Raw genomic sequence first — 12,150 nt, forward strand, 5'->3', positions numbered from 1 at the left:
CGAAGCCCGGCCGCACCACCACCACCGCCGTTGCGTCCAGGTGCGCCAGTGTTACCGAAGGCGCGCGCCCTCCGGCCCGCCCCCAGTCATGCACCGCCGACAGAGCCAGCGTGTAGCGGCCCGGCTCGCGGGGCTGGCCGAAGAGGACGTGCTGCACGTCCAGGGCGACCTCCGCCCCCATGAGACGCGCGCCCAGCACGTCCGAGGCGAAGGCCTGCGTGTAGAGGGGTCCCAGCGTGCCGGTGAGGAAGCCGCCCGCCGGATGGTAGTCGGGATTGCTTCGGTTGGAGTAGCGCCGCACCAGGTGCCCCGACAACAAGTTGAAGCTGTCCAGGCCGCCAAACCAGACGGCCAGCGGCGCATGGTCCGAGCCCAGCTTGAGAGCGCGCACCACCTGCCCCCAGTCAGAGACGCTGTCCCAGTCCTCCCGCCTCACGAGGCCCGTGCCTTCACCACCACCCCACAGACGCAGCCGCACTGGAGCGCCCAGGTTGACGCCGAACTCCGCGCCTCCATCGAGGATGAGGGGCGGCTCCACCTGCACGAAACCTTCATCCGTGCCCACGCCCGCGCGCGGCTGAAACGTCAGCGTCGTCGCGTCCAAGCGCGTCAGGTAGTGCCATGCACTGGATGACGCATGCTCCGCCGCCGTGGACTCCGGAACGTCCTCTGCCCATGCGGCAACCGGCCACGCCAGCCACAGCCAGACCGCCCCACTTCGCGTCATTCGCATACACGCCTCCTGTGAGTGCCCCGGCGAAGGGAGCAAAGGACACACGTCTGACGTTCAGCCCGGCACGGGCTGGCTGCGCGTCGCTGCACAGGGTTGAGGGGAAAGAGGTGCCGGCCGCATCTGCGCGCGGGCCAACTCCTTCTCCAACACGTTGGCAGAGAGGGATGTCGCCGAGGAAAAAGCCGCTGCTGCGATTCGCTCGCTACTGCGGGAAGCAGGCCGCGCGTCCTGCGTGAGGTTTCTTGTCGCCCTGGCGAAGGTGACGCATTGCTTCGCCGCACCGGAGTTTCAATTTTCCTCCGGCGCGCGAGCGTGGAACCCCGCCCCTGGCATTGTCAGAGGCGAGCCCTACAGTTCGCCCCGCAGCACGAACACCTACAGGGAGAAGACACCATGCAGGCTCGCAAGCACGTCCGTCACGTCGCCTTCATCGCCGCTGTCGTCGCCACCGTGATGGGCGTGGGCATCGCCGTCGCGCCGTCGTCCGCCACCGCGCAGGACTGCACGCCCACCTGTTTCAAGAACCCCATCACCGGGCAGATCACCTGTACGTACCCCTGCCCGTAGGCACTCGCGGGCAGCGACCGTGACGTCCGGGCCCCACCCGCTCCTGCCGGGTCGGGGCCTTCTTCAGGCGGGAGGGCGCGGGGGACTTCCGAGGACTACTCGGAGCGCATCGCGTCCACCGGGTCCAGCTTCGCGGCGCGCGCGGCCGGGTAGATGCCGAACACCAGCCCCACCCCGCAGCTCATCGCCAGCGACACCACCACGGACCAGAGCGGCACCTCCGTGGGCAGCTTCACCATCCACCGCGCCAGGAGCGACAGGCCCACGCCCAGCGCCACGCCCAGCGCGCCGCCCACCAGCGACAGCACCACGGCCTCCAGCGCGAACTGCGCGAGGATGCGGTAGCGCTTCGCGCCCAGCGCCTTGCGGATGCCAATCTCCCGCGTCCGCTCCGTCACCGCGACGAGCATGATGTTCAGGATGCCGATGCCGCCCACCAGGAGCGACAGCAGGCACACGCCGAAGCTGGCCGCGGAGATGGCCGCGGAGATGTTGTTGAACATCTCCGTGGTGCTCGCATTGGAGAAGATGAAGAAGTCGTCCGGCTCCTCCGGCTTGAGCCCGTGGCGGCGGCGCATGAGGAGCGTCACCTCGTCCTGGGCCCGCTGGAGCACCTCCGCCGAGCGCGCCTGGATGCTCACCCGGAAGTCCCGGATGCCGAACATGCCCGCGTACGTGGAGAGGGGAATCATGGCCTGGTTGTCCTGGCTGCCCCCGCCCATGATGCCGCCCCGGCGCTTGAGCGTGCCCACCACCAGGAAGGTGCGCCCCAGCAGCCGGAACTCGCGCCCCAGCGGCTCCATGCCGGGATAGAGCGTGTCCGCCAGGTCCGCGCCAATCACCGCCACGTTGCGTGCATCCACGAACTCCGCGTCCGTGAAGGGCCGCCCGGTGGCGATGCTCACCGAGTTCGTGTCGAAGTACTCCGGCGTGCCCGCCCAGACGTGCACGTTGGGCCGGGACTCGCGCTCCGCCGTGGAGGCCTTCTGGCCGCCCTTGGAGTCCTCCGCCGCGGCCACCAGGATGGACGGCTGCCCCCGGATGGCGTCCAGGTCCGCGTAGCCCAGGCGCGGCCTGCGCGCGAGCTCCGCCGCCGTCAGGTCGCCCTGGCCGAAGGGCAGCCGCTGCACCTGGAAGCAGTTGGTGCCCAGCTCCGACAGCTGGTTGTTCACCTGGTTCTTCAGGCCCTCGATGATGGACATCATCGCCACCACCGTGGTGACGCCGATGACGATGCCCAGGAGCGTGAGGAACGAGCGCAGCGGGTTGGAGCGGAACGTCCCGAACGCCAGCCGCACCGTGTCCCAGAATGCCATCCACATCGCCGGTGTCTCCCTGCTTCAGTCGTGGCGGAGTGCTTCCACCGGATCCAGGTTCGCCGCGCGCGCCGCCGGCCAGATGCCGAACAGCAGCCCCACCACCGCCGAGAAGCCCACGCCCGCCACCACCGTCACGAGCTGCACGGACGCCGCCAGCGGCGTGAGGTACGCGACGAGCCACGCGAGCCCCATGCCCACCGCGGTGCCCAGCGCGCCTCCCACGGCGGACACGCTGGCCGCCTCCATCAGGAACTGGAGGATGATGGTGTGCTTGCGCGCGCCCAGCGCCCGCCGCACGCCGATCTCCCGCGTCCGCTCGCGCACCGACACCAGCATGATGTTCATGATGCCGATGCCGCCCACCAGCAGCGTGATGAGCCCCACGCCCGTGGCCGCGCCGTAGAGCGCGCCGGTGAGCTTCGCGTACATGCTGGCCAGCTGATCCGGCCGGTTGATGGCGAAGTCGTCCGGCGCGCCGGGCCTGGTGTTGCGCTCGCGGCGCAGCGTCTCCGTGAGCCGGTCCTGCACGACGGGCACGCTCTCCTGCTTGTCCACCGCGACGACGATGTGCACGTCGCGCTTGGTGCCGAAGTGCCCCGTGAACGCGGTGAAGGGCAGCATCACCACCATGTCCACGTTCTCCCCCAGCACCGTGCCGCGCTCCACGATGGTGCCGACGACGCGGTAGGGCCGCTTGTCCACCAGGACGCGGTGGCCCACCGGGTTGATGCCCGGAAAGAGCACCTTCACCACCTCCGCGCCCAGCACCGCCACCGCGGAGCGGTTGTCCACGTCCGCGTCGGTGAGGAAGCGTCCCGTCGCCATCTCCACGCTGGACGCCATGGAGTAGTCGGGGCTGGTGCCCATGGTCTGCACGGAGGCGAGCCTGCGCTGCAGGAACGACACCTCCGCCTGTTCGAAGAACATGGGCGCCACCGCCACCACGTGCTCGGAGCTGGCCCGCAGGGGGTCCACCAGGTCCACCGACAGCCGCTTGCGGTTGCGGTACTCCCACCAGTCCCCGCCCATCACCCAGGGGAACTTGGACACCTGGAGCGTGTTGGAGCCAATCTTCCCCAGCTGCTCCGCGAACGAGCTGTTCAGGCCCTGGATGATGCCGACGATGGCCAGCAGCGTGCACACGCCCACGCCGATGCCCACCGTCGTGAGCACCGTCCGCAGCCGGTTGGAGCGCAGCGAGGACAGCGCGATGCGCGCTCCCTCCCACACGTCGACCCGGAAATTCACGAAAACCACCCCTTTGCGCGCGCTGGAGGCCGCGTCAGGCACTCTACGCCGCGAACGGCCGCCCATTGCACGCGGCCTTCACGGCAGGTCGCTCGCCCCGGGGGTTTCCCTGGGGATTTCCCCGGGTTTCAGGGGAGCACGGTCACCGAGTCGCCCGTGAGGCGCACCCTGACGGTGACCTGGTTGGGCAGCACGTCGGCCTCGTCCACGATGTGGTTCTCGTCCACGCCCACGCGCACCGTGTACTCGCCGTCCGGGGTGTCGGTGACGTCCAGCCACTGGCAGGGGAGCTCGGCCGTGTAGACGTCCGACCAGCCGGGAGAGATGCCCGTGCCGGGGTCGTACCAGCCGTAGGGGCTGCCATCCGCGCAGTACTGGGTGAAGTCCACCATGTAGAAGCCCTGCTTGCGGCCCACCGTGGTGCTGGTGCCCGCCGCGTCTTGCAGCGCATAGCCCGCGAAGTTCGTCAGGTGATGGTGCTCGTGGCACTCGTCATAGACGAACAGGTCCGGCCGCTCCTCAGGTGAGGGCACCACCAGCGGGCCCGTGCCCATGTTCATGATGGACGTGCTGAAGCGCAGCAGGCGCCGCTCACCGCCCGCGGGCACGCAGCCCTCGCGCACCTCGCACGCGTCCTGCGCGAAGGTGCGGCGCTCCACGTAGAGCGAGCGCGCCAGCACGTCGCGGTCCACCGTCAGGTCCGGCTTGCCGTTGACCGGATCCACCGGGAGGTTGCACGTCTTCGTGGGGGCCAGCGCGGGCGGGGGCTCCGAGGAGTCCGGCACCGCGCCACCGCCGTACACCGCCACCCGGCCCGGGAAGCGGGTGCCGTCGTTCTCCGGCGGCAGGCCCACCACCAGGTCGCCATGGCCGTCGCCGTCCAGGTCGCCCGCGGCCGCCACTGACAGGTAGCTGGTGCCCATTCCCAGCTGGGGCTGGAGATGGTTGGCGCGCGGCCAGGCCCACACCGGCTCCAGCGGGCCGGACACGTTCTGCGTGGGCCGGAAGAGGTACACACGCCCGATGGCGGTGATGACGAAGTCATGGCCCGTGCTGCCCGCCACCATGGACCCCACGGGGAGGATGGACGGGCCGAACACGAAGTAGTTCAGACCGAGGAGCGGGAAGACCGCGTCGTCCATCAGCTGCCAGGTGGCCCGCGGTGCGTAGCCCTGGAGCGCGGCGTCGGACAGGTGCAGGCGCTGGCTGCCATTCAGGAGCATGAACCCCTCCGGGCGTCCGTCCCCGCTCAGGTCGGGCAGCGCGTGGAAGAGCTCGGCCTGCCCCGTCCACACCGGTGCGGTCGTCAGCGGCCCGGTGCAGGCGCGCGGGCTCCCTGGCTTGCACCCCAGGAAGAGCTCCGCCGTGAAGTCTTCGTGGGTGACCAGCAGGTCCTGGGCCCCGTCCCCGTCCGTATCGCCCGCGGGCTTCGGGATGCCGGACAGCGTGCGGACAGGGGCGAAGGCCGCCCCGGGCGCCGCCTGGTACACGGTGAGCTCCCTGGCGACGGTGGCGACGGCGAGCTCGTCCTTCCCGTCACCATCCAGGTCCAGCAGCTGCGCGCCGGCAAAACGCGTGGTGGAGGAGTCCGGCACGCGGAACAGCGGCTCGGCCAGCACCTGGGACAGGTCCGGCCCGCCCCTGAACACGCTGACGCCGTAGTAGCCCTGCACGAGCACGTCCGCGTAGGGGTCCCCGTCCAGGTTGCCGGTGGACACGGTGAGCTTGTAGCCCGACGTGCGCGGGCTGGGATGCACCCACGTCATCGTGGTGGTGACCGGTGTCTGGGAAAAGAAGGACGCCTCCCCCGCGTACAGCGCCACGCGCCCCGGAATCGTCAGCACACTCTGGCAGGGCCCCGACGCCACCAGCAGGTCCTTGCGCCCATCTCCGTTGACGTCGCCCAGCGCCACGGAGCGGCCGAAGCACTCCTGCGGGACGAGGCCGTCTCCCGCGACCTGCCAGCGGGGCGTCTCGGAGAGGGTGGGGGTGGCGGTGCCGCCACCATCCGGGGTGCCCGCGTCCTCGGGCAGGCCCGCGTCGTCGGGCACACCCGCGTCCGACGGGGGCTTCGGGTCGTCCTTGCAGCCCGTCATGGACAGCAGCAGCACCACCGCGCAGCCCCACGCGCCTCGCATCCGCATTCGTCAGCTCCAGGGAAAGCACCTGCCGACCTTCCGGCGTGCAAGCCCTGGAGCCCCCTCGCGGGCAAACGATGCAATCCAAGACAGCGTCAGGGCAGCACGGTCACCGTGTCGCCCGTGAGGCGCACCTTGACGGTGACCTCGTTGGGCAGCACGTCGTTCTCCTCCACGATGTGGTTCTCATCCACGCCCACGCGCACCGTGTACTCGCCGTCCGGGGTATCCGTGACATCCAGCCACTGGCACGCGGTGTTCGCGGTGTAGACGTCCGACCAGCCGGGAGAGATGCCCGTGCCCGGGTCGTACCAGGTGAACGGGCCGCCATCCGCGCAATACTGCGTGTAGTCCACCATGTAGAAGCCCTGCTTGCGGCCCACCGCGGTGGTGGTGCCCGACGCGTCCTTCAGCGCATAGCCCGCGAAGTCCACCAGGTGGTGGTGCAGGTGGCACGCGTCATAGACAAACAGATCCGGCCGCTCCTCCGGCGACGGCACCACGAGCGGGCCCGTGCCCATGTTCATGATGGACGTGGTGAAGCGCAGCAGGCGCCGCTCGCCCCCCGCCGGCACGCAGCCTTCCATCACCTCGCACGAGTCCTCCGCGAAGCTGCGCCGCTCCACGTAGAGCGACCGCGCGAGCACGTCCCGGTCCACCGTCAGGTCTGGTTTGCCATTGACCGGATCCACCGGGAGGTTGCACGTCTTCGTCGGGACCAGCGCGGGCGCGGGCTCCGTCAGGTCGGGCACCGCGCCGCCGCCGTACACCCGCACCCGGCCCGGGAAGTGGGTGCCGTCCGATTCCGGCGGGATGCCCACCACCAGGTCGTCATGGCCGTCGCCGTTCAGGTCGCCCGCGCTCGCCACGCTCGGGGAGACGAAGCCCAGCGCCTTTCCGGGCTGGAGGCGGTTGGCGCGCGGCCACGCCCAGACCGGCTCCAGCGGGCCCGACACGTCCTGCGTGGGGCGGAAGAGGTACACGCGCCCGATGGCGTTGATGACGAAGTCGTGGCCCGTGCTGCCCTCCACCATGGACCCCGCCGGCAGGACGGCGTAGCCGAAGGCGGGGAAGGTCGCGTCATCCATCATCTGCCACACCGGCGTGGGCGAATACCCCTGGAGCGCGGCGTCGGACAGGTGCAGGCGCTGACTGCCATTGAAGCCCATGAGCAGCTCCGGACGCCCATCCCCGCTCAGGTCCGGCAGCGCCTTCATTCCCTCCGCCTTGCCCGTCCACACCGGCTGGAGCGTCAGCAGGCCGTCACAGTCACGAGGGCCGCCCTGCTTGCAGCCCAGGAAGAGTCCTATCTCCAAGGCCTCCCCACCGGTCGCCCTCAGCACGTCCTGGGCGCCGTCCCCGTCGGTGTCCCCCGCGGGCGTCGGGTAGCCGGAGAACACCTGCACGTTGGTGAAGGGGCCCTCCGCACCGCCGGGCGTCGAGCGATAGACGGTGGTGCGGCCGCTGGTGGTGGTGACGAGGAGCTCATCCTTCCCGTCGCCATCCAGGTCCAGCAGCTGCGCGCTGCTGAAGCGCGTGGTGGAGGAGTCCGGCGCGCGGAACAGGGGCTGCGCCAGCACCTGGGACAGGTCCGGCCCGCCCTTGAACACGCTGACGCCGTAGTAGCCCCGCACGAGCACGTCCGCGTAGGCATCCCCGTCGAGGTCGCCCGTGGACACGGTGAGCTGGTAGCCCGAGGTGCGGGGGCTGGGATGCACCCACGTCATCGTGGTGGTGAGCGGCGTCTGGGAGAAGTCGCGCGCTTCGCCCGCGTACAGCGACACGCGGCCTGGATCCGTCGGCCCGCTCGTGCACGGCGGTGACGCCACCAGCAGGTCCTGTCGGCCATCGCCGTTGAGGTCGCCCAACGCCACGCTCCGGCCAAAGCAGGCCGTGGCCGGCGTGGCGTCTCCAGACACCTGCCAGCGCGGCGTCTCGGAGAGGGTGGGCCCTGCGTCGGGCGTGCCGCCGTCATCCTCCGGGCCCGCGTCAGGGATGCCCGCATCCGGGATGCCCGCATCCGGGGTGCCCGCATCCGGGGTGCCCGCGTCCGCAGGTAGGCCCGCATCGGGTCGGGACTTCGGGTCTTCCTTGCAGCCCGACACCATCGTCAACATCACGGCGCAGGCCAGCGCTCCACGGATCCGCATTCGTCACATCCTCGGAGACGCGACCGCCGACCCGGCGCGCCCGACAAGCAAAGTCCCGGAGGATAGGACCACGGCCCGGCGTCCCGGAAATGACACTTGTCCCATGAGGGTCTTCCTCGCGCTGGCAGGGGAGCAGCCGGGCAGGCGTCCATGGCCGTCCCACCCCGCCGTCCCCAGGTTTGCGCAGGCGCGCGCGAGCGCGTGCCCGCCCGCCATGGCCGACACCGCCGCCCATCCCGCCGTCCCTGGCTCCGTCGACGTCGCCGCGCCCGCGTCGGAGCGGTTCAGCCGCTCGCAGAAGGCCTTCACGCTGTCGGGTGCGCTGCTGGGGCTGCTGCTGGCGGCGCTGGACCAGACCATCGTGGCCACCGCGGGCCCAGCCATCCAGGCGGACCTGCACATCGCGCCCGAGCACTACCCGTGGCTCACCACCGCATACCTCGTGGCCTCCACGATGATGGTGCCCGTGTGGGGCAAGCTGTCGGACCTGCTGGGACGGCGCGCGGTGCTGGTGGCGGGCATCCTCGTGTTCCTCACTGGCAGCTTCCTGTGCGGCGTGTGCCGCTCCACGCTCACGCTCATCCTCTGCCGCGCGGTGCAGGGCCTGGGCAGCGCGGCCCTCTTCACGGGTTCGCTGGCGGTGGTGGCGGACCTGTTCCCGCCGCGCGACCGGGGCAAGTACCAGGGCCTGTTCGGCGCGGTGTTCGGCCTGTCCAGCGTCATCGGCCCGCTGGCCGGCGGCTTCATCACCGACGCGCTGGGCTGGCACTGGGTGTTCTTCATCAACCTGCCGGTGGGCGCGCTCGCGCTCGGGCTCATCATCCTGCGCATGCCTCCGCTCAAGCCCGAGGGCGTGCACGGCAGCCGGCTGGACCTGTTGGGCGCGGCGGCGCTGGCCGTGGCGGTGGTGCCGCTGCTGCTCGCGCTCAGCCTGGGCCACGGGGCGGCGACGCCCCGGCCGGGCGGGTTCGCGTGGGGGTCCGCTCCCATCCTCGGGCTGTTCACGCTGGCGGCGGTGGGCCTGGGGCTCTTCGTCTGGCGGGAGCGCCACACGAAGGAGCCGCTGCTGGAGCCGTCGCTGTTCCGCATCCGCGCGTTCACGGCGGGCAACGCGGCGGTGTTCATCATCGGCGCGGTGTTCCTCGCGTCCGTCACCTTCCTGCCGCTGTTCATGGTGAACGTGGTGGGGCTGTCCGCGACGCACTCGGGGCTGACGCTCACGCCGCTGACGCTGGGCGTGGTGGCGGGCAACGTGCTGTCCGGGCAGCTGGTGTCGCGGCTGGGGCGCTACAAGGCGGTGATGCTGGGCTCGCTGCTGCTGCTGGGCGTGGGCTTCGCGGTGATGGCCTTCACGCTGACGCCCGACTCCGGCCAGGCGGAGGTGACGGTGAAGATGGTGCTCGTGGGCCTGGGGCTGGGCCCGTCCATCCCGCTCTACACCGTGGCCGTGCAGAACGCGGTGCCGCCCCAGCGCATCGGCGTGGCCACGTCCGCCACGACCTTCTTCCGGCAGCTGGGGATGACGGTGGGCGTGGCCCTGCTGGGCACCGTGTTCGCGAGCACGCTGGGCCGGGAGATGACGACGCGCACCGAGCAGGCCACGCAAGGGCTGCCCCGGGACGTGCGGCAGGAGCTGCGCGCCTCGGCTCCTGGAGTCCTGGGCGGCGAGAGCGCTCCCGCGGGCGAGCGGTTCCAGCCCGACGCCGTGAAGGCGAGGCTGCGTCAGGGGTTCGCCGAGGAGCGGCAGGCCTCCCAGGCCCTGCCGGGGCCCGCGGGCGTCCAGGCCCGGGCTCGGGTGGACGCGGACGAGGCCCATGCGCTGTCCACCGTGGACCGCGTGGAGCGCGCGCTCAAGGAGTCCTTCACCCGCGCGACGACGGCGGTGTACCGCTTCTCCCTCTTCGTCGCGCTGGCCGCCCTGCTCGTCACGCTGCTGCTGCCGGAGCTGCCCCTGCGGCGCGGCCCCGGCAGGCCCGTGCCCGAGTAGCCCGGGCAGCCCGCTACTTCTTCGGGGGCGGGTTGTCCGACTCCGGCCCGGTGGGACGCGCGAGCAGGGCCGGCGCCTCCGCCAGCGCGTACGCCATCCACGCCACCGCCGCGGTGCTGCGCGACAGGTCCCGGGGGTCCACCTTGTCCAGCGTGTCCGCCATGGAGTGGTGCACGTCGAAGTAGCGGCTGCTGTCCACGCGCACGCCCACGAAGGGCACGTGCGCGGGCTCCATCGGGCTCAGGTCCGCGCCCGTCGCATGCCCCACCATGAACCGGCCCGCGCCCAGCCCGTCCAGCGGGGCGAGCCACGGCCGCAGCAGCGCCTCACCGCCCGGCCCCGCGTGCAGGCTGACGCCCAGGGGCGGCCCGCCGCCCGCGTCCATCTCCACCGCGGCCACGTGCTTCGGCAGCTCCTTCGCGTGCGCCTCCGCGTACGCCCGGCCGCCGCGCAGGCCGTTCTCCTCGTTCATGAACAGCACCACGCGCACCGTGCGCCGGGGCGCCTGGGGCAGCTTCGCGATGAGGCGCGCCGCCTCCATCACCATCACCACGCCCGCGCCGTCGTCGTGCGCGCCCGTGCCCACGTCCCACGAGTCCAGGTGCGCGCCCAGCAGCACCACCTCGTCCGGCTTCTCCCGGCCGCGCACCTCCGCCACCACGTTGGACGAGTCCGCGTCCGGCAGCTCCGAGCACCCCAGCACCAGCCGCACCTTCACCGGCCCGCCCTGGAGCATCCGGTGCAGCGTCAGCGCGTCCTCCACCGACACCGCCGCCGCGGGCAGGCGCGCGCCGCCCTCGTCGAAGCGCGTGGCCCCGGTGTGCGGGCTGCGCAGCGACGCCGTGGCCAGCGAGCGCACCAGCGCGGCCACCGCGCCCTGCTTCGCCGCCAGCGCCGGCCCCCGGCTGCGCATCCCAGCGAAGCGGCCGTAGTCCGCCGCCTCCGACATGTCGTGGTTGAAGAAGACGATGCGGCCCTTCACCTGGTCCCCCAGCGCGGCCAGGTCCTCCAGCGAGCCCACCTCCACCACCTCCGCGGTGAGCCCCTCCGGCGGCGTGGGCGCGCTGCCGCCCAGCGCCATCAGCGACAGCGGCAGGCCCCGGGTGCGCTCGGAGGTGACGATCTCACCGTGCTCCTCGCCGCGCACCCAGTGCGGCACCTTCACCGGCTCCTTCCACGCCTTCACCCCGTCCGCCTTGAAGGAGCGCAGCGCCCACTGCACCGCGGCCTCCGCGGACTCGGAGCCGGACAGGCGCGGACCCACGCCGTCCGTCAGCTCCGCCAGCCGCGCGTAGGAATGGCCTTCCGTGAGCGCCGGGCCCACCAGCCGCCCCGCCGCGTCCAGCTGCGCGGCGGTCAGCCCCTTCACGGCGGAGGCCGGGGGCGGCTTCACCGGAGCGGTGGCGGGTGACGGGGATGCGGGCGCCGCCGAGGTGAGCAGGTGCAGGGCCAACGAGACAGGCAGGGCAAAGACAGAGGTGGACACGCAAATCCTCGAAGTTGCTGGGATGAGCAGGGCGGAGGCGGAAGTCCCAGGGGCCACCGCGCGCCGAGAGGGGGAACGCGGCGCGCGGGGCTCAACTGGGACGTCACGCACCGGTTCCGCGGTTGGGGAACGCGAGGACCGGTACATACGCCACCTTCAATGAAGAAGAGGACGTGCGTGCATTCTTTAAAGAAATTCTTCGCAGCGTCAAGGCATGAAGTGCGCATTACGACCGCGGGCCGATGGGATTGTTCGAGAGTCCCCGCTACGCGGAAGGTCTCTTCAGACCACATTGACCAACGCAACCGCACACGTCCTGCCGCGGCACGAGGCCCGCAGGCCCCGTGATTCCGGCGGGTTGTGCGCGTTCGAGCGGCCCGTGACGCGGGCCCGGGGCCTGTCGAAGGGACACGGGGAAGATCCTTCACGGGAGGAGGAATGAAGCGCCCGGAAATCTCCGTTGCCCACCTCTGAGGACCCGGTCCACAGTTCCGCCGCCGAAGGTCGCCCCCCGCCCCGGCC

General features: G+C 71.3%; 7 protein-coding genes and 1 pseudogene. 2 read left to right on the forward strand and 6 right to left on the reverse strand.

The features are described from left to right. A pseudogene (locus D7V93_RS25475) lies at window positions 1-733 on the reverse strand (hypothetical protein); the annotation flags it as partial. 393 nt (window positions 734-1,126) lie between these two features. Here D7V93_RS25475 and D7V93_RS45930 point away from each other — a divergent pair. Continuing rightward, window positions 1,127-1,300 (forward strand): hypothetical protein, encoded by a 174-nt coding sequence (locus tag D7V93_RS45930; protein WP_167509500.1) that lies wholly within the window; start codon window positions 1,127-1,129, stop codon window positions 1,298-1,300. A 95-nt stretch (window positions 1,301-1,395) separates the two neighbouring features. Here D7V93_RS45930 and D7V93_RS25480 read toward each other — a convergent pair whose 3' ends face one another. The 4 genes from D7V93_RS25480 to D7V93_RS25495 form a co-directional block, all read right to left on the reverse strand. Next, window positions 1,396-2,616 (reverse strand): ABC transporter permease, encoded by a 1,221-nt coding sequence (locus D7V93_RS25480; RefSeq protein WP_120645870.1) that lies wholly within the window; start codon window positions 2,614-2,616, stop codon window positions 1,396-1,398. A 24-nt stretch (window positions 2,617-2,640) separates the two neighbouring features. Continuing rightward, window positions 2,641-3,867 (reverse strand): ABC transporter permease, encoded by a 1,227-nt coding sequence (locus D7V93_RS25485; protein ID WP_120645875.1) that lies wholly within the window; start codon window positions 3,865-3,867, stop codon window positions 2,641-2,643. Between the two features lie 128 nt (window positions 3,868-3,995). Beyond that, window positions 3,996-6,011 (reverse strand): lysyl oxidase family protein, encoded by a 2,016-nt coding sequence (locus tag D7V93_RS25490; RefSeq protein ID WP_120645871.1) that lies wholly within the window; start codon window positions 6,009-6,011, stop codon window positions 3,996-3,998. An 89-nt stretch (window positions 6,012-6,100) separates the two neighbouring features. Continuing rightward, on the reverse strand, window positions 6,101-8,155 hold the full coding sequence (locus D7V93_RS25495) for a lysyl oxidase family protein (protein WP_120645872.1): 2,055 nt from the start codon (window positions 8,153-8,155) through the stop codon (window positions 6,101-6,103). A gap of 214 nt (window positions 8,156-8,369) precedes the next feature. On the opposite strand from D7V93_RS25495, the gene D7V93_RS25500 reads away from it, so the two are divergent. Then, a complete protein-coding gene (locus D7V93_RS25500) occupies window positions 8,370-10,142 on the forward strand; it encodes an MDR family MFS transporter (protein WP_120645873.1) in 1,773 nt (590 codons plus the stop codon). Between the two features lie 13 nt (window positions 10,143-10,155). On the opposite strand, the gene D7V93_RS25505 is transcribed toward D7V93_RS25500, so the two are convergent. Further along, entirely contained in the window at window positions 10,156-11,628 is a 1,473-nt protein-coding gene (locus D7V93_RS25505; protein ID WP_120645874.1) for a M20/M25/M40 family metallo-hydrolase, read from the reverse strand. Window positions 11,629-12,150 lie beyond the last annotated feature (522 nt).

This window comes from Corallococcus llansteffanensis (genome assembly GCF_003612055.1).
Taxonomy (GTDB): Bacteria; Myxococcota; Myxococcia; order Myxococcales; family Myxococcaceae; genus Corallococcus; species Corallococcus llansteffanensis.